Source organism: Aquabacter albus (assembly GCF_040049275.1).
Taxonomy (GTDB): Bacteria; Pseudomonadota; Alphaproteobacteria; order Rhizobiales; family Xanthobacteraceae; genus Aquabacter.
In genome coordinates, this window is the sequence record NZ_JBDZDT010000009.1 from 43,969 (window position 1) to 64,231 (window position 20,263).

The 20,263-nt window shown below is 67.7% G+C and carries 20 protein-coding genes and 1 tRNA gene; 11 read left to right on the plus strand and 10 right to left on the minus strand.

The window, feature by feature from the left end; genetic code table 11:
- The first annotated feature begins 644 nt into the window (after window positions 1-644).
- Genes ABLE91_RS22395 through ABLE91_RS22425 form a run of 7 tightly spaced genes read left to right on the plus strand, consistent with a single transcriptional unit; the run spans window position 645 to window position 8,861 of the window.
- Window positions 645-2,051 carry a UbiD family decarboxylase gene (locus ABLE91_RS22395; RefSeq protein WP_348934443.1) on the plus strand — a complete coding sequence of 469 codons (1,407 nt, stop codon included), beginning with the start codon at window positions 645-647 and terminating at the stop codon, window positions 2,049-2,051.
- Entirely contained in the window at window positions 2,048-3,427 is a 1,380-nt protein-coding gene (locus ABLE91_RS22400) for a UbiD family decarboxylase (RefSeq protein WP_348934445.1), read from the plus strand. The genes ABLE91_RS22395 and ABLE91_RS22400 overlap by 4 nt, the downstream gene beginning before the upstream one ends.
- The gene (locus tag ABLE91_RS22405; protein WP_348934446.1) at window positions 3,424-3,615 is read left to right on the plus strand and encodes a hypothetical protein; all 192 of its coding nucleotides are present in this window, start codon (window positions 3,424-3,426) and stop codon (window positions 3,613-3,615) included. Before ABLE91_RS22400 ends, ABLE91_RS22405 begins: the two co-directional genes overlap by 4 nt.
- Window positions 3,612-4,481, plus strand: a complete 870-nt coding sequence (locus tag ABLE91_RS22410; RefSeq protein ID WP_348934448.1) for an alpha/beta hydrolase — start codon at window positions 3,612-3,614, stop codon at window positions 4,479-4,481. The genes ABLE91_RS22405 and ABLE91_RS22410 overlap by 4 nt, the downstream gene beginning before the upstream one ends.
- Window positions 4,478-6,847 carry a xanthine dehydrogenase family protein molybdopterin-binding subunit gene (locus tag ABLE91_RS22415; RefSeq protein WP_348934450.1) on the plus strand — a complete coding sequence of 790 codons (2,370 nt, stop codon included), beginning with the start codon at window positions 4,478-4,480 and terminating at the stop codon, window positions 6,845-6,847. The genes ABLE91_RS22410 and ABLE91_RS22415 overlap by 4 nt, the downstream gene beginning before the upstream one ends.
- The gene (locus tag ABLE91_RS22420) at window positions 6,844-7,680 is read left to right on the plus strand and encodes an FAD binding domain-containing protein (RefSeq protein ID WP_348934452.1); all 837 of its coding nucleotides are present in this window, start codon (window positions 6,844-6,846) and stop codon (window positions 7,678-7,680) included. Before ABLE91_RS22415 ends, ABLE91_RS22420 begins: the two co-directional genes overlap by 4 nt.
- Entirely contained in the window at window positions 7,677-8,861 is a 1,185-nt protein-coding gene (locus tag ABLE91_RS22425; RefSeq protein ID WP_348934454.1) for a xanthine dehydrogenase family Fe-S subunit, read from the plus strand. Before ABLE91_RS22420 ends, ABLE91_RS22425 begins: the two co-directional genes overlap by 4 nt.
- Here ABLE91_RS22425 and ABLE91_RS22430 read toward each other — a convergent pair whose 3' ends face one another.
- The 3 genes from ABLE91_RS22430 to ABLE91_RS22440 all read right to left on the minus strand — a co-directional run bounded on the left by ABLE91_RS22430 (window position 8,862) and on the right by ABLE91_RS22440 (window position 9,609).
- Complete coding sequence (locus tag ABLE91_RS22430; RefSeq protein ID WP_348934456.1) at window positions 8,862-9,125, minus strand: hypothetical protein; 264 nt, start codon at window positions 9,123-9,125, stop codon at window positions 8,862-8,864.
- A 61-nt stretch (window positions 9,126-9,186) separates the two neighbouring features.
- Window positions 9,187-9,324, minus strand: a complete 138-nt coding sequence (locus ABLE91_RS22435; RefSeq protein WP_348934458.1) for a hypothetical protein — start codon at window positions 9,322-9,324, stop codon at window positions 9,187-9,189.
- 210 nt (window positions 9,325-9,534) lie between these two features.
- Window positions 9,535-9,609 (minus strand) — tRNA-Gly (locus ABLE91_RS22440).
- A 136-nt stretch (window positions 9,610-9,745) separates the two neighbouring features.
- Between ABLE91_RS22440 and ABLE91_RS22445 the strand changes: the two genes are divergently transcribed.
- Both ABLE91_RS22445 and ABLE91_RS22450 read left to right on the plus strand, forming a co-directional pair.
- Window positions 9,746-11,617 (plus strand): aminopeptidase P family protein, encoded by a 1,872-nt coding sequence (locus ABLE91_RS22445; RefSeq protein WP_348934460.1) that lies wholly within the window; start codon window positions 9,746-9,748, stop codon window positions 11,615-11,617.
- Window positions 11,618-11,740: 123 nt separating this feature from the next.
- Window positions 11,741-11,896, plus strand: a complete 156-nt coding sequence (locus ABLE91_RS22450; RefSeq protein ID WP_348934462.1) for a DUF3309 family protein — start codon at window positions 11,741-11,743, stop codon at window positions 11,894-11,896.
- Window positions 11,897-11,990: 94 nt separating this feature from the next.
- Here the strand turns inward: ABLE91_RS22450 and aptA are convergent, their stop codons facing one another.
- Window positions 11,991-13,343 carry an omega-aminotransferase AptA gene (gene aptA / locus ABLE91_RS22455; RefSeq protein ID WP_348934464.1) on the minus strand — a complete coding sequence of 451 codons (1,353 nt, stop codon included), beginning with the start codon at window positions 13,341-13,343 and terminating at the stop codon, window positions 11,991-11,993.
- 221 nt (window positions 13,344-13,564) lie between these two features.
- On the opposite strand from aptA, the gene ABLE91_RS22460 reads away from it, so the two are divergent.
- The gene (locus ABLE91_RS22460; RefSeq protein WP_348934466.1) at window positions 13,565-15,400 is read left to right on the plus strand and encodes a hypothetical protein; all 1,836 of its coding nucleotides are present in this window, start codon (window positions 13,565-13,567) and stop codon (window positions 15,398-15,400) included.
- Window positions 15,401-15,403: 3 nt separating this feature from the next.
- On the opposite strand, the gene ABLE91_RS22465 is transcribed toward ABLE91_RS22460, so the two are convergent.
- The 6 genes from ABLE91_RS22465 to ABLE91_RS22490 are packed head-to-tail and all read right to left on the minus strand — an operon-like array spanning window position 15,404 to window position 19,514.
- Complete coding sequence (locus tag ABLE91_RS22465; RefSeq protein WP_348934468.1) at window positions 15,404-15,700, minus strand: zinc ribbon domain-containing protein YjdM; 297 nt, start codon at window positions 15,698-15,700, stop codon at window positions 15,404-15,406.
- 23 nt (window positions 15,701-15,723) lie between these two features.
- Window positions 15,724-17,031 (minus strand): ATP-dependent protease ATPase subunit HslU, encoded by a 1,308-nt coding sequence (gene hslU, locus ABLE91_RS22470; RefSeq protein WP_348934470.1) that lies wholly within the window; start codon window positions 17,029-17,031, stop codon window positions 15,724-15,726.
- Window positions 17,028-17,483 carry a GNAT family N-acetyltransferase gene (locus tag ABLE91_RS22475; RefSeq protein WP_510181985.1) on the minus strand — a complete coding sequence of 152 codons (456 nt, stop codon included), beginning with the start codon at window positions 17,481-17,483 and terminating at the stop codon, window positions 17,028-17,030. Before ABLE91_RS22475 ends, hslU begins: the two co-directional genes overlap by 4 nt.
- Window positions 17,484-17,516: 33 nt before the next feature.
- A complete protein-coding gene (hslV, locus tag ABLE91_RS22480) occupies window positions 17,517-18,059 on the minus strand; it encodes an ATP-dependent protease subunit HslV (RefSeq protein ID WP_348934473.1) in 543 nt (180 codons plus the stop codon).
- 56 nt (window positions 18,060-18,115) lie between these two features.
- The gene (locus ABLE91_RS22485; protein ID WP_348934475.1) at window positions 18,116-18,910 is read right to left on the minus strand and encodes an alpha/beta fold hydrolase; all 795 of its coding nucleotides are present in this window, start codon (window positions 18,908-18,910) and stop codon (window positions 18,116-18,118) included.
- Between the two features lie 16 nt (window positions 18,911-18,926).
- The gene (locus ABLE91_RS22490) at window positions 18,927-19,514 is read right to left on the minus strand and encodes a hypothetical protein (RefSeq protein WP_348934476.1); all 588 of its coding nucleotides are present in this window, start codon (window positions 19,512-19,514) and stop codon (window positions 18,927-18,929) included.
- Window positions 19,515-19,644: 130 nt separating this feature from the next.
- Between ABLE91_RS22490 and hisB the strand changes: the two genes are divergently transcribed.
- The gene (hisB, locus tag ABLE91_RS22495; RefSeq protein WP_348934478.1) at window positions 19,645-20,238 is read left to right on the plus strand and encodes an imidazoleglycerol-phosphate dehydratase HisB; all 594 of its coding nucleotides are present in this window, start codon (window positions 19,645-19,647) and stop codon (window positions 20,236-20,238) included.
- Window positions 20,239-20,263: the final 25 nt, after the last annotated feature.

Sequence of the window (20,263 nt, forward strand, 5' to 3'; positions counted from 1 at the left end):
GGACATTGGGAGAGGATCGTCCGCCCCTCAGGCAGCGGGGGCATGCATCTGCCTTCCCGCCTCCGCTTTATCGATAACTTCTATCAATGGAGCAGCCCGCGCGGGCGCGGTGCATTCCCGGCGCCGTCGGTCCTTCCTAAATCCGTTGGAAAACAAGGGATTTACCCGCGAGATGGACGCAGTTTTCCAACGAAACCGGCCTTATCGATAACACCTATCAATCCGGGCACCCTGAGCCGCCTCAGGGCAATATCGATAGGGAAAACCTCGCTCTCGCGGCCTTGGTCCACCCTGTTGGACCCGTCAGGCTCTGCGGATCCAGCATCCGCCTTGCATGGCACATGCCTTGCTATTTCCCGGTCGAACGAGGACCGGATGCCGACACCCATGAAGAAGTTCGAAGACGCAGCCCCCGATGCCGGCCACAGGAATGCCGCCGCCCGGGGTCTGCTGTCGGGCCCATGCGAGACGCCGACCGGCCATGCGCCGCGCGGCGAGGCCCCGCCTGCCCGCGCCGGCTGCCTCATGGCCGGCGCCTGTCCGCTCTGCCCCAGGCGCCACGCCGAATCCCACGTCCCCGAAAGGCGCCGCCCCTCGGCGTGAGCCGCCCCACGCCGCCATCCGCGCCTTCAAAGAGGTCCCAAATGCTGGTCAAGAACCCCGTCAATGATCGCCAGTCGCTCCGCGGCTACCTGGAGTTCCTGGAGCAAGAATTCCCCGCCGAACTGCTGCGCATCAAGGTGCCGGTGAAGCGCGAGTTCGACATGACCACCACGGTGTTCGAGCTGGAGAAGGCCGGGCGCGACCCCACCCTCATCTTCGAGAATGTCGAAGGCTTCGACATGCCGGTGGTGACCAACATCGCCGCCAACCGCCGGGTGCTCGCCGGCCTGCTCGGCGTCGAGCCCGACGCGCTGCCCGCCGCCTTCCGCGAACGCGTCCAGAAATACATTCCCTGCGAGCGCGTGGATGACGCGCCCTGGAACGACGTGGTGATGGAAGGCGATGATGTCGACCTCACCAAGCTGCCCATCCCGCTCCAGTTCGGCGTCGATGCCGCGCCCTACATCACGGCCGGCCAGCTGGTGGCGCGCGATCCCATTTCCGGCGTGGATACAACAGGCTTCCACCGGCTGATGCTGAAGGGCAAGAACAGGCTCGGCGTCTCCCTCCATTCGCGCCGGCGCATGTACGAGTTCCACCGCCGCGCCGAGCAGATGGGCAAGTCGCTCCCCGTGGCCATCACGCTGGGCATCCACCCGCTGCATTACATGGGCTCGATGGTCTATGCCTATCCGCCCAACGTGCGGAAGTTCGAGATCATCGGCGGCCTGTTCGGCGAGCCCTATCGCGTCGCCCCGTGCGGGGTGGAGGGCCTCGAAGTGCCGGCGGGCGCCGAGATCATCATCGAGGGCGAGATCCTTGCCGGCGTGCACGAGCCGGAAGGCCCGTTCGGCGAGTTCACGGGCTATGCCTCCTACCGCTCGACGCAGAACGTCTTCGTCGCCCACCGCGTGCGCATGCGCCAGGACGCCATGTACCATTCGGTGGTCTCGGGCATGGCGAAGGACCACATCCTCACCACCTGCATCACCCGCGAGGGCGAGATCCTCAATGCGCTGAAGCGGAACCTGCCGAACGTGAAGGCGGTGCACGTGCCGCACTCCACCTGCGGCGCCTTCATGGCCATCATCTCCATGAACAAGATCGCCGAGGGCGAGCCGCAGATGGCGGTCATGGCGGCGCTCGGCACCGAACTCTACACCAAGTACGTCATCGTTGTGGACGAGGACGTGAACATCTTCGACATGAACGACGTGATGTGGGCCATCGCCACCCGCGTGCGGGCGGAGAAGGACGTCTTCATGATCCCCGGCTCGAAGGGCGCCATCCTCGACCCCTCCTCCGACCCTGAGACCTTCACCCTCACCAAGATGGGCATCGACGCCACCCGCCCCACCGGCCGGGACTTCGCCGAACGCCTCACCATCAGCGAGGAAAGCAAGGCGCGGGCGCAGGCCATCCTCAAGGCGGCGGGAGTGTCGCTGTGAACGTCGCCACCCCCGTCGAGGCGGACGCCGGATTCGAGGATTTCCGCGGCATGCTTACCCGCATGACGGCGGAGGGCCATCTGCGCCGCGTCGGCAAGCAGGTGAAGCCGCAGCATATGACGGCGCTGATCGGGCAGGCGCCCACCGCCCTCATGTTCGATCAGGTGGAGGCCTACGAGGTCCCCGTCGTGGGCGGCCTGTTCTGGACCCGCGCCCGCACCGCCTCTGCGCTGGGCTGGCCCGAGGCGGAGCTGGGCAAGCGTTTCGCCAAGGGCGTCTCGCGGCCGCTCAAGCCGATCATCATCGAGAACCCGCCGTGCCAGGAAAAGGTGATGCTGGGCGATGAGGTGGACCTCACGTCCCTCCCCATCCCCTTCATGCACCAGAAGGATGGCGGCCCCTACATCTCGGCGGGCGTCGCCTTCGCCGACGACCCGGACCTCGGCCCCAATGCGGGCTGCTACCGGCTCATGTTCCGCACCAAGCGGGAGATGACCATCGACCTCTTCACCGCCTCGGACCTGCGGCGCTACTACACCCGCTATTTCGGGCGCGGCGAGGCCATGCCCATCGCCATCGCCATCGGCGTCCATGCCTTCGAGCATATGGGCGCGGCCTATAAGGCGCCGGCGGACACGGACGAGATGGAGATTGCCGGCGGCCTGCGCGGCGCCCCTGCCCGGCTGGCGCACTGCAAGACCGTACCTTTGAAGGTGCCGGCCCATGCGGAGATCGTGCTGGAAGGCGAGCTGCTGCCCAATGGCTGGACGGCGGACGAAGGCCCGTTCGGCGAATTCGCCGGCATGCAAGGCGACCTCAAGCACAACCCCATCTTCCGGGTGAACGCCATCACCCACCGCGAGAACCCCATCTTCTATTCGCTGCAGATGCCGTGGGAGAATGACTGGCTGAACGGCCCGGCGACGGAGGCCGCCTGCATGCGCATCCTTGGCCTCATCGGCGTGCAGGCCACAGCCGTGCGCGCCACCGAGGGCGGGTGCTGCGGCTGGTCGGTGGTGGCCGCCATCAAGAAGCGGGCGGGCGAGGGCAAGAACGCCATCGCGGCACTCCTCTCTTTGCCCGTGGTGAAGCAGGTGATCGTCACCGACGACGACATCGACATCGACGATCCCGCGCAGGTGGAATGGGCGGTTACCTTCCGCTGCCAGGCGGACAAGGACGTGGTGGTCCTCTCCGGTCTGAAGGGCAAGCACGTGGACCCGAGCCAGCGCCCCTGGGACCTGAAGCCCGGAGAGCTGCCCACCACCGCCAAGTTCGGCATCGACGCCACCATCCCCGAGGGCATTCCCGGCTTCCGCTATGAGCGCATCGAGCCTGCCTTCAAGGCCGACGTGCAGCTGAGGGACTATCTGTGACCCAAGCCTCACCCCTTTCCGCGCGCATCCTCGCTTTGCTCCAGCAGCCGGTCTTCTTCTGGCAGGTCATCGAGGCTTTGTCGGATGAGACCTACCGCGCCACCCTTGTGGCCTGGGGCGAGGTGCGCGAACGTCATGATCTCGATCGGGACGAGCACGGCCGCTACTGGCTGAAGAACAAGCAATGATCGCGGAGGAACGCGTGAGCGAGCATGACGATCCGCGCCTGCACTGGGCCTTTCTCTCCCAGGCCGTGCGCGACGCCGCCTATGACAATAACGGCGCGGTGGCGAACAGCCCGGCGCTGATTGAGGAGCGCAACCGCCTCTCGGCGGCCTATCGCGCCAAGCCGGGCGCGGTGCTCGACCTCAATTACGCACCCGGCGAGCGCACCCGCTGGGATCTCTATCCCGCCGCCGACCCCAATGCGCCCTGCCTCGTCTTCATCCATGGCGGCTATTGGCAGCGCAATTCCCGCGAGGTCTTCGCCATGGTGGCGGAAGGGCTCGCCGCCCACGGCTGGTCCGTCGCCCTGCCGAGCCACACGCTGGCGCCCGACGCCTCTCTCACCCAGATCGTCGGCGAGATGCGCGCCGCCATGGACTGGCTCGCCGCCCACGGGCCGGAGCACGGCATTTCCGGGCCCATCATCGTCTCCGGCTGGTCGGCGGGCGGGCATCTCACCGCCATGCTGCTGGACCATCCGGCAGTCAAAGCGGGCCTCGCCATATCAGGTGTCTATGAGCTTGCCCCCATCCGCGACACCAAGCTCAACGAGGCGCTGAAACTCACAGAGGACGAGATCCGCACCCTCTCCCCGCTCCGCCTGCCGGTGGTCGATAAGCCCCTCGCCATTGTCTATGGCTCGGCCGAGCTGCCGGCCCTGGTGCAGGATGCCCGCCTATTCCATGCCAAGCGCGCGGCGGCGCACGCTCCGGGCCCGCTGGTGCCCATTCCCGGAGAAGATCATTTCTCCATCCTCGCCCATCTCCGCCGGCCCGACGGCGCGCTGGTGAAGCTTGCCCGCTCCCTGCTGGAAAGCGCCGCTCCATGAGCGCGGCCACCGAGACCACCGGCCAGGGCATCGGCGCGCGGGTCCTGCGCAAGGAGGACGACCGGCTCATGCGCGGGCGCGGGCAGTTCGTGGCCGATATCCGCCTGCCGGGCCTGAAGGATGTTGCTTTCGTCCGCTCACCGCTGGCCCATGCCCGCATCCGCGGCATCACCATTCCCGACCATCTGCGTGACCGGGTGTTCATCGCCTCCGACCTTGAGGGCGTGCTGCCCATCCGCGCCGTGTCCGCATTGCCCGGCTTCAAGGTCTCCGAGCAGCCCATTCTCGCCACCGGCAAGGTGCGTCAGGTGGGCGAGCTGGTCGCCATGTGCATTGGCGCCACCCGAGCCGAGGCGGAGGACATCGCCGCCGCCGTGACGCTGGACCTGGAAGAACTTCCCGCCGTCTATGACATGCTGGAGGCGAGGAAGCCCGGCGCGCCCCTCGTCCACGAGCACTGGGGCGACAACGTCTTTCTCGAGACCTTCGTGGACGTGAACTTCGAGAGCGCCCTCGACGCGCCCATCAAGGTCACCCGCGAGATCTCCACCGCGCGCCAGTGTATGGCGCCCCTGGAAGGGCGCGGCGTGGTCGCCACCTTCGATCACCGCCTCGACCAGCTCACCGTCTACACCGCCGCGCAGATGCCCCACATCAACCGCAACGGCCTCTCCGAATGCCTCGGGATGCCACAGGAGCGCATCCGCGTGGTCTCACCGGACGTGGGCGGCGGCTTCGGCCACAAGGGCATATTGCTGCCCGAAGAAGTGTGCCTCTCGTGGGCCACCCTGCGCCTCGGCTACCCCCTGCGCTGGATCGAGGACCGGCGCGAGCACCTCACCTCCGCCGCCAATTGCCGCGAGCACCATTACCGCATCACCGCCTATGCGGACCGCGACGGGCGCCTGCGCGGCATCGACTGCGAGGCGACGGTGGATTCGGGGGCTTATTCCTCCTACCCCTTCTCCGCGTGCCTGGAAGCCGCGCAGGTGGCGAGCATCTTGCCCGGCCCCTACGACTTCCCCGCCTATCGCTGCCGCACCTTTTCCGCCGCCACCAACAAGTGCCCCATCCTGCCCTATCGCGGCGTGGCGCGGACCGGCGTGTGCTTCGCCTTGGAGCTGATGCTGGACGCGGTGGCCCGCGAGGCCGGCATCGAACCCTTCCAGGTGCGCCTGAAGAACCTCATCCGCCCCGAGCAGATGCCGTTCGACAACATCACCAACAAGCATTTCGACAGCGGCGACTACCCGCAGGCCATGGACCGCGCGCTGGCCGCCATCGATGTGGCCGCCATCCGCGAGCGCCAGCGCAAGGGCGAGCCGGACGGGCGGCGCATCGGCCTCGGCCTGTCCATCTATTGCGAGCAGGCGGCCCACGGCACCTCGGTCTATGCCGGCTGGGGCATTCCCATGGTGCCCGGCCACGAGATGGCCTCGGCGCGCATGACGCCGGACGGCGGCCTGGAGTTGAAGGTGGGTGTCCATTCCCACGGCCAGAGCCTGGAGACGACCCTCGCCCAGGTGGCCAACGAGGTCCTCGGCGTGGACATCTCCCGCGTGCGGGTGGTGCTGGGCGACACCGGCTCGACGCCCTATTCCACCGGCACCTGGGGCTCGCGCTGCATGGTCATGGCCGGCGGCGCGGTGGCAACCGCCTGCCGCGAGCTGGCCGGCAAGGTGACGCGCATCGGCGCCCGGCTGCTGCAGGTGAGCCCGGAGGAGGTGGAGTTCGCCAATGGCCGCGTCTTCTCCGCCACCGGCAGCGTCGGCCTGAAGGAGATCGCCCACACCTGGTACCGCCGCCCGCAGGATCTGCCGGCGGACGTGGACGCCTCCGGGCTTGAGGCGGTCGCGGGCTACAAGCCGGTGCGCGACAGCGGCACCTTCTCCTATGCCGCCCACGCGGTGGTGCTCGCCGTGGACCCCGACCTCGGCGAGGTGGAGATCCTCGATTACGTCATCGTGGAAGACGGCGGCGTGCTGGTGAACCCCATGGTGGTGGACGGCCAGATCTATGGCGGCCTCGCCCAGGGCATCGGCACGGCGCTTTATGAGGAGATGCCGTTCGACCCTTCCGGCCAGCCCCTCGCCTCCACCTTCGCGGACTATCTCCTGCCCGGCCCCACGGAGGTGCCCGAGCCGCGCCTCGACCATATGGAGACCCCTTCGCCCTATACCCAGTTCGGCGTGAAGGGCATCGGCGAAGGCGGCGCCATCGCTCCGCCCGCGGCCATCGCCAATGCGGTGAACGATGCGCTGAAGGGGCTCGGCGTCGAACTGGTGCAGTCGCCCATCACGCCCCATCGCATCGTCGAGGCGGTGCTCCATGCCCGCGGTTCTGCCTGGAAGCGGACCGCCGCATGAAGCCCGCGCCCTACCAGTATGAGCGCCCGCGCGAGATGGACGCGGCCCTCGCCCTCCTTTCCGAGGCAGGCGGCGGCGCGAAGATCGTGGCCGGGGGCCAGTCGCTCGGCCCCATGCTCAATCTGCGCCTCGTGGAGCCGGAGCTGATCATCGACATTTCCGGCATCGCCGCGCTGAAGCGCGCCGGGATGGAGGGCGGCGACCTCGTGCTCGGCGCCTGCATCACCCACGCCGACATCGAGGACGGCCGCGTGCCCGACGTGACGCGCGGCGCCATGCGCAAGGTGGCAGGCGCCATCGCCTATCGGGCGGTGCGCAATCGCGGCACCGTCGGCGGCAGCCTCAGCCATGCGGACCCCGCGGCCGACTGGGTCTCCACCCTCATCGCCCTTGATGCGCGCATCGTCCTGCGCAGCCGCGGGGGCACGCGCACGCTGCCCGCCTCCGACTTCGTGGTGGGCGCGCTGGAAACCGCGCTCCAACCGGGCGAGATGGTGGAGGCGGTGCGCGTGCCGCCCATGCCGGAGACCGCCCGCTGGGGCTATTCCAAGGCATGCCGCAAGACCGGCGAGTTCGCCCACGCCATCGGCGCGGTGCTGGTGGACCCGGATGCAAAGACCGCCCGCGCCCTGATCGGCGCCATAGACGCGCCCCCGCTCCTCATCCCCGACGCGTCCGGCCTCTTCGGTGGGCGCGTCACCGGCGATTTCGCCCAAAGCTACGATCCGGCGGCGGCGGATGCGCTGCTGGTGAAAGCCGGCGTCGCCGATCCCGTCCACCGCCACTTCCACGTCGCCGTGCTCGGCCGCGCCGTGCGGGAAGCCGCCCAATGACCCCCCTCTCCCTCACCGTCAACGGCCACCGCATCGGCGCCTCCGTGGAGCCGCGCACCGCGCTTGCCGATTTCGTGCGCGACGGCCTCAACCTCACGGGCACCCATCTCGGCTGCGAGCACGGCGTGTGCGGCGCCTGCACCATCCTCCTCGACGGCGTGCCCGCCCGCTCCTGCATCACCTCCGCCGTCTCCTGCGACGGGGCGGAGGTGACCACCATCGAAGGGCTCGACAACGACGAGATTACCGCCGAGCTGCGCGACGCCTTCACCCGCGAGCACGCCCTTCAATGCGGCTATTGCACCCCCGGCATGCTGGTTTCCGCCCGCGATCTGGTGGTGCGGCTGGAGGAGCCCTGCGAAAAGCGCATCCGCGTGGGCATGAGCGGGAACCTGTGCCGCTGCACCGGCTATGTCGGCATCATCCGTGCGGTGCGCAGCGTCATCGCGGAGCGGCGCGCGCGGGGCATTCCCGCAGAGCCGGACGGCGGCCGCAAGACCTTCGGCCCGGCCGGCGCCCATGAGCCGGCGGAAGCGGCGGCCCGCGCCGTTGTGAGCACTCTCATGCGCGAGGCGCTCCAGCCCGCCGCCACCCAGACGGAGGACGAAGGCGACTTCATCCCCGCCGCCCGCTTCGAGCAGAGCCTGACCGTCGCCTTCCCGCCGGAGGAGGTCTTCGCCCTGCTGGGGGACGTGGAGGCAGTCGCCGCCTGCCTGCCCGGCGCTGCCTTGACCGCCCCGCCCACGCCGGACCGCGTGGAAGGCGAGATGCGGGTGAAGATCGGCCCCATCGCTGCGGCCTTCCGGGGCACCGCGCGCATCGCCCGCGATCGCTCGACCCATTCCGGCCGCATCACAGGCGGCGGCATCGACGCGCGCGGCCGCTCCTCCGCCCGCGGCGCGGTCAGCTACCGGGTGCTGCCGGGCGACGCCCCGGGCACCAGTCTCGTTGAAGTGGAGGTGGGCTACACCCTCTCCGGCGTCCTCGCCCAGTTCGGCCGGCCCGGTCTGGTGAAGGATCTGGCCAGCCGGCTCACGGCGGATTTCGCGGGGAATCTGGAGGCGAAGCTGTCGGGGGGCGATGCCGCTATGGCGCCGGCTCAGGAGCTCAGCGCCGCCAGTCTTCTTTTCGGCCTGCTTCGCGCGCGCTTGGGCGCGCTCTTCGGCCGGCGGTCCGTCTGATCAGCGCCGGAACCGGCGCGCGACGAGGTAGACGAGCCCCAGGTTGATGGCCGGCGACAGGATCGCGAGCCACGCGCCGCCTTGTGCATCCCCGCCGCGCACGGCATCGATGATCAGCAGCCACGGCAATCCCAATGGGATGAGATAGATACCCGAGAGCGGATCGGAGCCCTCGGGGGACAGCGAGCTTGCGAAATAGATCGCGGCGGCGAGGGCGTAGAGCGTCGCAAAGGTCCAGAAGAACCACCGCGACACCACGCTCAAAATGGTCCACCGACTGCGTTAGCAGCCCGATTATCTCCAGCCGGGCTTTTCCCGCTGGGGTTCACTTCTTCTTCTGGGCGACCGCGTCGAGAATTTTCTTCTGGGATGCTGCGAAAGGCGTGGGCGCCGCCTGCTCAGCCAGCTTGGGCTTCTTCGGCTTCTTCGCTTCGCGGTTGCTTCTCTGTTCACCCTTGGCCATGGCGTCTCTCCATTACGGTTCGGAACTGACCCCAGCAGGACTTCCCGTTGCGGGCTTCGGCACGGCACACCTTCGCGCGCGGCTCGTCCATCAAGTACGCGCCCGATGCGCGACATCGACAAGCCGAAAATGCGGGACGCGATCAGGGGAACGAAGGGAACGCCTCGTTCAGCGTTGGAGCAAAAGGCTCTCTTAAGGCGCTCGCGAAATTGGAGCGGGCGATGGGAATCGAACCCACGACATACAGCTTGGGAAGCTGTCGTTCTACCACTGAACTACGCCCGCAGCGGCGCGCACCATAGCGAAGCCGGGGCGGCGGCAGCAAGAGCGATCTCGACGCCGTCCAACCCAAATCCAACGCCGCCGTGCAAAATCCAACCCGGCTTCCAACTCGGCAGGGCGCCCTTTAAGCTCGGCCATCATGCCTGAGCACGCTCCCCTCCCCGGCGCCGCCGCGCCGTTTCCCGCCGCCCCGCGCTTCCGGGCCGAATTCCAGAGCTTCGAGGACAGCGCCGACGGCCGCGCCGGCCCGGCGCGCCTTACGGCGTTGCGGGAGGAACTGAGCAAGCGTGGCCTGAAGGGATATGTGATCCCCCGGGCCGATGCCCACCAGAACGAATATGTGCCCCCTGGCGAGGAGCGCCTCGCTTTCCTCACCGGCTTCACCGGCTCGGCGGGCCTGTGCGTGGTGCTGGAGGAGGAGGCCGCCCTGTTCGTGGACGGGCGCTACACCCTCCAGGCCCCAGCCCAGGTGGACACCTCCGCCTTCACCGTGGTGCCGCTGACCGAGACCCCGCCGGAAAAGTGGATCGAGGCGCATTTGCCCAAGGGCGCGGCGCTGGGCTTCGACCCCTGGCGCACCGCGCTCGATGCCCGCGAGAAAATCGCCGCCGCCGTGGCTGCCACCGGCGGAATTCTCGTGGCAGTGGAGGATGACCCCGTCGCCGCCATCTGGCCGGACCGCCCGTCGCCGCCCTCAGAGCCCATCCGCCTGCTGGACATAGAGCTGGCAGGCGAAGCCACCGCCGCCAAGCTGCTGCGGGTCCAGGAGGCGCTGAAGAAGGACAAGGCGGACCTTGCCCTGGTGTCGGACCCGCACGCGGCCGCCTGGCTGTTCAACATGCGTGGTTCGGACGTCGCCCACACGCCCATCCCCCTCACCTGGGGCCTCGTGCCGGTGGAGGGGCGGCCGGTTCTGTTCGCGGCGCCGTCCCAATTGCCCCCGGATGTGCGCACAGTGCTGGAGGATGCCGCCGACACCCTGCCGCGCGAGGCGCTGGAGGGCACGCTGGCGCAGCTCTCGCCCGGCAAGACGGTGCGGCTCGATCAGGCCACCGCTCCGGTGCATCTCGCCACAATCATCGAGCGGGCGGGCGGCAAGGTCTCCAAGGGCGCGGACCCCATCGCGCTCCTCAAAGCCGTGAAGAACGCCGCCGAGATCGCCGGCATGCGCGCCGCCCATGTGCGCGACGGCGTGGCGCTCGCCCGCTTCCTCAGCTGGTTCGAACAGGTGGCGCCCGGCGGCCTCACCGAGATCGACATGGTGGAGGCGCTGGAGACCTTTCGCCGGGAGGGCGGCCGCCTGAACGACGTCTCCTTCCCCACCATTTCCGGCTCCGGGCCCAACGGCGCCATCGTCCATTACCGCGTCACCCGCGCCAGCAACCGGGCGCTCGGCACCGGCGAGCTGTTCCTGTTGGATTCCGGTGCCCAGTATGACGAGGGCACCACCGACGTGACCCGCACACTGGCGGTGGGCACGCCCACGGCCGAGATGCGCCAGCGCTACACGCTGGTGCTGAAGGGCCACGTGGCCGTGTCGCGCGCGATCTTCCCTGAAGGCGCCAGCGGGGCGCAGATCGACCCCTTCGCGCGGCAGTTTCTGTGGGCGCACGGGCTCGATTTCGACCATGGCACCGGCCACGGGGTGGGCGCAGGCCTCTCCGTCCATGAGGGGCCGGCGCGCATTTCCAAGCTCGGCCACGTGCCGCTGAAGGCAGGCATGATCCTCTCCAACGAGCCCGGCTACTACAAGGCCGGCGAATACGGCATCCGCATCGAGAATCTGGTGCTGGTGGAGCCGCGCAGCCCCGGCGGGGACAGGCCCTCGCTCGGCTTCACGACGCTAACGCTGGCGCCCTATGAGCTGCAGCTCATCGAGGTCTCCATGCTCACGCCCGAGGAGCGCGACTGGATCGACCGCTATCATGCGGAGGTGGCAGACATCATCGGCCCGCGCCTGGAGCCGGAGGCCCGCGCGTGGCTGATGCAGGCAACTGCGCCTCTAGCTTAAGCCAGGCTTTTCTAACCTTACGTAAGGTAAGAAAGAAGTATAGAGATTTCGCTGCAAAGCAGCAGGAACCTTTGCCATGGCTCAACGTTACCTTAACCGACAGAAATCGGGAGGACTTGAGCCATGCTCTCAACCATTCTGGTCGTGCTGCTGATTCTTATTCTGGTCGGTGCCCTTCCCACCTGGGGTTACAGCCGCGGCTGGGGCTACGGGCCGGGCGGCATCGTCGGCATCCTGCTGATCATCGTGATCGTTCTGGCGCTCACGGGCCGCGTCTAAATCCAGGCAAGCGCCGGGTTCGCCCGGCGTATGCGTAACGGCCCGCCCCTGTACAAGGAGCGGGCCGTCGCTTTTCTTCAGAACGGGATCGGGATCACGCCGTCGCTTCGATGACCTTGCCGGTCTTCTCGATCAGCTCACCGATCTGGTCTTCCGAGATGATGAGCGGCGGGGTGAGGGCCAGCGTATCGCCGGTGGAGCGGATCATGATGCCCATGTCGTGGAACGCGCTTTCCAGGGCCGCATAGCCGCGCACGCCGGGCTTTCCGTCCTTGGGGGCAAGGTCGATGCCGGCGGTGAGGCCCACCGTGCGGATGTCCAGCACGCCCGGCTTGTCTTTCAGCGTCATCACCGCATCGGCCCAGAAGGGCTCCAGCTTCCTGGCGCGGGCGAACAGATCTTCCTTCGCATAGAGGTCGAGGGTGGCGAGGCCGGCCGCGCAGGCGAGCGGATGGGCCGAATAGGTATAGCCGTGGAACAGCTCGATCACGTGCTCGGGCCCGCGCATGAAGGCATCGTGGATCGCCCCGCGCACCAGCACGCCGCCCATGGGCACAGCGCCGGCGGTCACGCCCTTGGCAAAGGTGATCATATCCGGGATCACGCCGTAGCGCTCGGCGGCAAAGGCATAGCCGAGGCGGCCGTATCCGGTGATGACCTCGTCGAAGATCAGCAGGATGCCGTACTTGTCGCAGATCTCGCGCAGGCGCTTCAGATAGCCCTTCGGCGAAGGAATGACGCCCGTGGAGCCGGCCATGGGCTCCACGATCACCGCCGCGATGGTGGAGGCGTCGTGCAGCGCCACGATGCGCTCCAGCTCGTCGGCGAAATGCGCGCCGTATTCCGGCTCGCCCTTCGTGAAAGCCTGCTTGGCGCGATCATAGGTGGCAGGCAGATGGTCGACACCCACCAGAAGGGTGCCGAAGGCTTTCCGATTCGGCACGATGCCACCGACGCTGATGCCGCCGAAACCGACCCCGTGATAGCCACGCTCACGGCCGATGAGGCGCGTGCGGGCGCCCTGGCCGATCACATTCTGGTAAGCGAGGGCGATTTTCAGCGCCGTATCCACGGCTTCCGAACCGGAATTGCAGAAGAAAACATGGTCGAGATCGCCCGGCGCCAGCTCGGCGATGCGGCTTGCCAGGGTGAAGGCGCTGGGGTGGCCGTACTGGAAGGTGGGGGCGAAATCGAGCTCGGTCGCGGCCGTGCGGATGGCCTCCACGACAGGGGCGCGGTTGTGGCCCGTATTGACGCACCAGAGCCCTGCGGTACCGTCCAGGATCGCCCGGCCTTCCGGCGTGAAATAGTGCATATCCTTGGCCTTGGACACCAAACGCGGCCGCTTCTTGAAGGCGCGGTTCGCGGTGAAGGGCATCCAGAAGGCTTCCAGGTCGTTGGGGACCAGGTCCGCCGCCGTCCGGTCCAACACCTCTTCCAAAGCCATGATCGATCTCCTCATCGCCCCTGTGGAACGAGCCTGCACGGCCTCACAATCGCCGCTCTCCTCAGAAGGTATCAGCGCCTGCGTTGCGAGGGAACCGCACCGAACCGCACTTCCTCTTGCGCCGGCGGGCCATGTGGCGGAAAACAGCGCGTGACTTTAGGTCACTCCGCTCCGGCATCTGCCCGGGCATATCCATCATCCGAACCGCTCGACGAGACGCCGTGACACTCGTTTCCCTGGACCCAGACAGCCCCCCCGAGGAGGCCGCACCGAAGGCCAATGCGGCGGACGGGGATGTGCGCGCGGCTCTGGCGCGGGTGCTGGCGGCCGAGGAGTTCGTCTCCTCGCCCCGTCTGGCGGACTTCCTGCGCTTCATCGTCGAGGCGACGCTGTCCGGCCGGGCGGAAGAGATCAAGGGCTATACCATCGCGGTGGAGGCCCTGGGGCGCCCCACCTCCTTCGATCCGCAGAGCGATCCCATCGTCCGGGTGGAGGCGACGCGGCTGCGCCGGGCGCTGGAGCGCTATTACGGCAGCGCCGGCCCCGACGAGACGCTGGAGATCGTCGTCCCCAAGGGCAGCTATGTGCCCGCCTTCCGCGCCCGCGGCACCGGCGTGGAAGCTCCGGCTCCGGTCGAGCCGGCCTTGCCTGTCCTCGCGCCGCCGCCACCGCCCCGGCGCCACATCTGGCCCTGGGCGGCAGCCGCGAGCCTTGTCCTGCTGATGGGCGGCGCCCTGATCTGGCTGACCCTGGCCGGCTTCGAGGTGGGCATCGAGAACGGGCCGAACACCGTCACGGTCACTCTGGGCGGGCGCCCCACCACCGCCGCCGAGCTGGCGGACCGCGTGGGCATGCCCATCCTGGAAGTGCGGCCGTTCGAGATCGCCGGCGTGCCGACCCCCGCGCCGGAGGAGATCCACACCTTGGAGGTGCGCCTGCGCGACGCCTTCTCCCGCTTCGATTTCGTGGATGTGATGGCGGCAGGTCCCGAGGCCTCACAGCGGGAATGCCGCGGCGCGCCGCCGCGCTCCGTCTTCTCCCTCGGCGGCCTTGCTGAAGGCCATAGCGACGGCACCTTCTCGCTGCTGCTGCGCCTCTCCGACCGCTGTGGCGGCAACATCATCTGGTCGAAGGAACTTGAAGGGCTGAAGCGCGGACCGGACCGCGCCACCACAGAGCAGCGCGTGGTGCGCGAGGTCGCCTCCTCGCTGATGGAATCCTATTCCGCTCTGCCCACCCGCGCCCGCGCCCAGGTGCGCGCGGAGGCGCCCGATTCCGGCTTCGGCTGCATCGCCCAGGCCTTCGCCGTGCTGCGGCGGGACGAGAGCGCCTCCGCCTCCGCGGCCCGGTCCTGCCTCGACCGGCTGGTGATGCGGGATACCGGCTTCGGCATCGCCCATTCGGTCAAGGCCATGATGCTGCTGGAAGAGGCGCTCGCCGTCAGCGACAAGGAGCCCGAGCCGGCGGCGCGCGCCCAGATGCGGCATGAGGCGGAACTAGGCGCCGACCTCTCGCCCACCAGCGCGTTCGCCGCCAAGGTGCTGGCCAATGTGGACTTCTTCCTCGGCGAGCGGGACGCGGCCCTGGCCGCCGCCGAGCGGGCGGTGGCCCTCAACCCGCTGGATTACGACGTCGCTGCCAGCGCCGGCACCATCATGATCGGCCTCGGCAAGGTCGAGCAGGGCGAGGCGCTGCTCACCTTCGCCCGTGAGAACGGGGCGCAGCGCACCCAGCTCCAGGACATCTATCTCGGCATCGCCGCCTTCCTGCGCACCGATGAGATCGCCGCGGCCAACGCCGTGCCGCCCTTGGAGACGCACCCCACGGCCCAGACCCGCATCGCCCTTGCTCTGGTGCTGCACGTGCTGGGCCGGGCGGAGGATGAGCGCCGGGTGGTAGCCACGCTCATGCACGACACCCAGGGAGGGCCGGCCGGCGTCCAGCGCCTGGTGCACCGCATGCTGCCCTGGAACGACAACGCCATGCGCGTGCTGGGCGAGCTGGAAGCCGCCGGGCTTGCCCGGGACATGCGCGCGCCGGTGGCCTCGAAAGGCTAGGTTTCAGCGCTTGCGCACGAACTCGGCGCGCAGGACCAACCCCTTGATGCCTTCGTAGCGGCAGTCGATCTCCTGGTCATTGTCCGTGAGCCGGATCGACCGGATGACAGTGCCCTGCTTGAGGGTCTGGCCGGCGCCCTTCACCTTCAGGTCCTTGATGAGGGCGACGGAATCGCCGTCGGCGAGAAGATTTCCGGCGGCATCGCGGACCTCGATCCGCGCTGCCGCCGCCATCTCCGAGGCCGGCCGCCATTCGCCGGTCGCCTCGTCATAGACGTAGTCGTCGTTCTCGTCGGCCATGCCTGCCCCCACTTCCATGCGGCTCACAGGATGAACCGGCTCAGATCCGCATTCTTCGCAAGGTCCGCGACCCGGTCGCGCACATAGGTAGCGTCGATGGTGACCACCTCGCCGGAACGGTCCGGGGCAGAGAAGGAGAGGTCGTCCAGCACCCGCTCGATCACCGTCTGGAGCCGGCGTGCCCCGATATTCTCCACCGAGCCGTTCACCTCCACCGCCACGTCGGCGATGGCCTCCACCGCATCCATGGTGACGTCGAGGGTCACGCCCTCGGTCGCCATTAGCGCCACGGACTGCTTCACGAGACTCGCCTCGGTCTCGGTGAGGATGCGCACGAAATCCTCACGCGTCAGCGCCTCCAGCTCCACCCGGATGGGCAGGCGGCCCTGAAGCTCCGGCAGCAGATCCGAGGGCTTCGACACATGGAACGCGCCGGAGGCGATGAACAGGATGTGGTCGGTCTTCACCGGGCCGTGCTTGGTGGAAACCGTGGTGCCCTCGATCAAAGGCAGGAGGTCCCGCTGCACGCCCTCGCGGGAAACGTCGGCGCCGGAGCGGTTCTCGCGGCCGGCGATCTTGTCGATCTCGTCCAGGAAGACGATGCCGTTATTCTCCACCGCATAGATGGCTTCCAGGGTCGTGGCGTCCTGGTCGATCAGCTTGTCCGCCTCTTCGGTGACGAGCAGCGGGTGGGCGTCCTTCACCAGCACGCGGCGGGCCTTGGTGCGCCCGCCGAACGCCTTGCCCAGCATGTCGCCGAGGGAGACCGCGCCCATCTGCGCGCCGGGCATGCCGGGGATCTCGAACAAAGGCAGGCCCTGTCCGCCCGCCTGCACCTCGATCTCCACTTCCTTCTCGTCCATCTCGCCCGCGCGCAGCTTCTTGCGGAAGCTCTCGCGGGTGGTGGCGGAGGAGCCCTGCCCCACCAAGGCGTCCAGCACCCGCTCCTCGGCGGCAAGATGGGCGCGCGCCTGCACTTCTTTGCGCTTCACGTCGCGCACGAGGCCGATGCCCACCTCCACGAGGTCGCGGACGATCTGCTCCACGTCCCGGCCCACATAGCCGACCTCGGTGAATTTCGTCGCCTCCACCTTCAGGAAGGGCGCGCCCGCAAGGCGGGCGAGGCGGCGGGAAATCTCGGTCTTGCCGACGCCGGTGGGGCCGATCATGAGGATGTTCTTGGGCAGAACTTCCTCGCGCATCTGGCCTTCCAGCTGCTGGCGCCGCCAGCGGTTGCGCAGCGCGATGGCGACCGCGCGCTTGGCCTTGGACTGGCCGACAATGTGACGGTCCAGCTCGGACACGATCTCGCGGGGGGAAAAGTCGCTCATGCGTTGCGTACCATCAAGAGAGCAGGGCCATCCGGGGTGGTGACCTCCCGGTCCCGGGTGAAGCCGGCCTTTTCATAGGCGCGGATCGCCCGGGAATTGTCTGGACGAGGATCGACGACCACGCGCGGCACGCCGCGCGCGAAAAGCCCCTCGGCAAAGGCCGCCACGAAGGCGGAACCATGGCCGCGGCCCACCATGTCGGCGTCGCCGATGAACTGGTCGAGGCCACGCGTCTCGGGCGGCTGCGGCCCGAAGGAGACATGCCAGTCACTGATCCTGTAGCATTGCAGGTAGGCGAAAGGGCGCTCGTCACAGGCCACGATGAACTGCGCAAAGTCGGGATGGTCGAGATCGCCGCTGACGAACTCGAAATCCTCGCCATCGTGCCACCAGGCCGCCACGTGGGGTTCGGCGAGCCAGCTCACGACCCGCGGCAGGTCGCCGTCGATCATGGGCCTGAAGCTGTACCGGGACGGGTCCATGGATCAGCCGACCGTCTCGATCACGATGTTGCGGTTGGTGTAGACGCAGATGTCCGCTGCGATCTCCAGGGAGCGACGCACGATGGCCTCGGGATCTTCCTCCCGGTCCAGCAGCGCCCGCGCCGCGGCGAGCGCGTACATGCCTCCGGAGCCGATACCCGCGACCCCCGCATCGGGCTCCAGCACATCGCCGGTGCCGGTGAGCACGAGGGAGATGTTGGCGTCGGCAACGATCATCATGGCTTCCAGGCGCCTGAGATAGCGGTCGGTACGCCAGTCCTTTGCCAACTCAACAGCCGCACGCTGGAGTTGGCCGGGATACTGCTCCAGCTTCGCCTCGAGGCGCTCGAACAAGGTGAAGGCATCGGCGGTGGCGCCGGCGAAGCCGCCGATCACGTCGCCCTTGCCGAGCCGTCGGACCTTGCGCGCATTGGCCTTCAGCACGGTCTGGCCCAGGGTGACCTGCCCGTCGCCGGCAATGGCGACGCGGCCGCCCTTGCGCACCGAGACGATGGTGGTGCCGTAAATGGTATCGGGGGAATGCATGCGGGGCTCCATGACGGAGCCTTACTTAAGTCCTTCCCGCCGCCGCGCAACGTTTGTCATGCGAGCTTCAGGAAATCGCGCACCGCCTTGGTGAAGGCGTCGGGCACCTCAACCATGGGGCAATGGCCGGAAAGGGCGATTTCCTGGAGCCGCGCGCCAGGGATTGCCTCGGCGATCTTGCGTGCGAAAGGCGGGGCGAAGAAGCGGTCGTCCGGCGTGTACAAAACCAGAGTGCGCGCCTTGATTGCACCGAGGCGGTCCAGCGTGTCTACGTTGGCGCAGGCATCCGCCTGCCGCTCGAAGGCGGAGATTTCCTGCAAGGGGCTTGCGGCCAGCGCCTGACGGGCAATGGTCTCCAGCGGCACGCTTGCCAGCGTCACCTGGCCGAGGGTGAAGGTCGCGAGCGTCGAGACAAAGGTCACCTCGTCCGCGATCTCCCGCCGGAGCCGCTTCAGAAGGCCCAGGACCTCGATCGTGTAGCCGTCCTGCCGCGCCAGGGAGTTGGTGAGGATCAGGCTGTCCACCCGCTCCGGCGCCATCAGCGCCAGTTCCTGGGCGATCGCGCCGCCCATGGAATGGCCGAGCACATGGGCGCGTTCGATGCCGGCGGCATCCATCACCGCCAGCGCGTCCCCCGCCATGTCGGCGACCGTATAGGGGCCGTCCGCCCGGCCGCTCGCCGCCATGTCGCGGTTGTCGAAGCTCAGGGTGGTGAAATCGGAGAGGAGCGGCCGGCTCAGCCCCCAGAAGATGCGGTCCGCCGCCAGCCCGCCGATGATGAGCAGCGGTGGGCCGCGCCCCTCCACGTCATAAGCGAGCTTGATGCCGTCGTGGGAGGTGAAGAGGTCCATGGTGCCGCCGGAACCTTCAGGTGAGGGTGTTCAGCAGCCAGCCGATCCAGAAGAACTGGTCCACCAGCGCCAGAAGAAGAAAGGCCGCATGAAAGCGCGGGTTCCGCGTCCGCATGGCGACGAGGCAGCCGCTGACCATCACGACAGCTTCGACACCCTCGATCAGACCGACGAACTGTACATACTCCACGCCCTTCAGGAAGGTATCTCCAACATCCATGACATGCGAGACCGCAAGAATGCCGAAGAACCATTTCCGCTTTGCGTAAAAATAATCGTGATAACTGGGATACTGGCTGAGATGATCGGGAAATAGCAGGACACACATAAAGTAGAACTGACTTGTATAAGCCAATACGAAAAAATAGACCATAAAGGTCCAATTTTCGATGGTCGAAAGACGATACTCCCACCACCAGAACAGAATGGCGCCGAGCAAGGTGCTGGCCGCCCAGCCGAGATGGACCGGGCTGACCCGATGTTCCGTGGGATGCTGGATGAACTTGGCAAAGCCGCTCAACAGGCGCGTGATGCTGAGGCCGAGGATCATCCCCATGACCACGCGCACGTGAAAATAAAGCTGCGGATCGTGTCCGGCCGCCATGTCGCCCCGCCCTGCCCTTCCGCTGTTTAGGAAGTTCGCCGGAGGCAGGCAAGGCGATTGGTTGTCATGCTACCGCCATATGGCATTGCAGCACGCGACCTGCTAGAACGCGCGGCCTTGGAGGAGTTCCATGCGTAAGGCCGAAATCGTTCGCGAGACGAAAGAGACGCAGGTGCACCTTTCCGTCGACCTCGACGGGACGGGCAGCGCCACCGTGTCCACGGGCATCGGCTTCCTCGACCATATGCTCGACCTTCTCGCCCGCCACGCCCGCTTCGACCTGAAGGTGGAGGCCAAGGGCGACCTGCACGTGGATTTCCACCACACCGCGGAAGACGTGGGCATCGTGCTCGGCCAGGCGGTGAAGCGCGCGCTCGGCGAGATGCGCGGCGTCACCCGCTATGCGGACGTGCACCTGCCCATGGACGAGACGCTGACCCGCGTCGCCCTCGACATCTCGGGCCGCCCCTTCCTGGTGTTCCGCACGTCCTTCCCGACGCAGAAGATCGGCGAGTTCGACACCGAGCTGGTGCGCGAATTCTTCCAGGCGTTCGCCTCGAACGCCGGCGTGACGCTGCATGTGGAGACTTTGTACGGCGAGAACAGCCACCATATAGCGGAGAGCTGCTTTAAGGGCCTCGCCCGCGCCTTGCGTGCTGCGGTCGCCATCGACCCTGCGGCGGCGGGCGAGATCCCTTCCACCAAGGGCGCCCTTGGCGTCTGACTTTGGGCGTCTGAAGGAGGCCGGC

Bases quoted from the DNA above. Each gene is read 5' to 3' on its own strand.
- ABLE91_RS22395 (WP_348934443.1), top strand. From the start codon at position 645: ATGCTGGTCAAGAACCCCGTCAATGATCGCCAGTCGCTCCGCGGCTAC.
- ABLE91_RS22465 (WP_348934468.1), bottom strand. From the start codon at position 15,700: ATGGCCGACGAGAACGACGACTACGTCTATGACGAGGCGACCGGCGAA.
- ABLE91_RS22435 (WP_348934458.1), bottom strand. From the start codon at position 9,324: ATGGCCAAGGGTGAACAGAGAAGCAACCGCGAAGCGAAGAAGCCGAAG.
- ABLE91_RS22450 (WP_348934462.1), top strand. From the start codon at position 11,741: ATGCTCTCAACCATTCTGGTCGTGCTGCTGATTCTTATTCTGGTCGGT.
- ABLE91_RS22410 (WP_348934448.1), top strand. From the start codon at position 3,612: ATGATCGCGGAGGAACGCGTGAGCGAGCATGACGATCCGCGCCTGCAC.
- ABLE91_RS22475 (WP_510181985.1), bottom strand. From the start codon at position 17,483: ATGATCGACGGCGACCTGCCGCGGGTCGTGAGCTGGCTCGCCGAACCC.
- hisB (WP_348934478.1), top strand. From the start codon at position 19,645: ATGCGTAAGGCCGAAATCGTTCGCGAGACGAAAGAGACGCAGGTGCAC.
- ABLE91_RS22490 (WP_348934476.1), bottom strand. From the start codon at position 19,514: ATGGCGGCCGGACACGATCCGCAGCTTTATTTTCACGTGCGCGTGGTC.
- hslU (WP_348934470.1), bottom strand. From the start codon at position 17,031: ATGAGCGACTTTTCCCCCCGCGAGATCGTGTCCGAGCTGGACCGTCAC.
- ABLE91_RS22485 (WP_348934475.1), bottom strand. From the start codon at position 18,910: ATGGACCTCTTCACCTCCCACGACGGCATCAAGCTCGCTTATGACGTG.
- ABLE91_RS22445 (WP_348934460.1), top strand. From the start codon at position 9,746: ATGCCTGAGCACGCTCCCCTCCCCGGCGCCGCCGCGCCGTTTCCCGCC.
- ABLE91_RS22420 (WP_348934452.1), top strand. From the start codon at position 6,844: ATGAAGCCCGCGCCCTACCAGTATGAGCGCCCGCGCGAGATGGACGCG.
- aptA (WP_348934464.1), bottom strand. From the start codon at position 13,343: ATGGCTTTGGAAGAGGTGTTGGACCGGACGGCGGCGGACCTGGTCCCC.
- hslV (WP_348934473.1), bottom strand. From the start codon at position 18,059: ATGCATTCCCCCGATACCATTTACGGCACCACCATCGTCTCGGTGCGC.
- ABLE91_RS22425 (WP_348934454.1), top strand. From the start codon at position 7,677: ATGACCCCCCTCTCCCTCACCGTCAACGGCCACCGCATCGGCGCCTCC.
- ABLE91_RS22415 (WP_348934450.1), top strand. From the start codon at position 4,478: ATGAGCGCGGCCACCGAGACCACCGGCCAGGGCATCGGCGCGCGGGTC.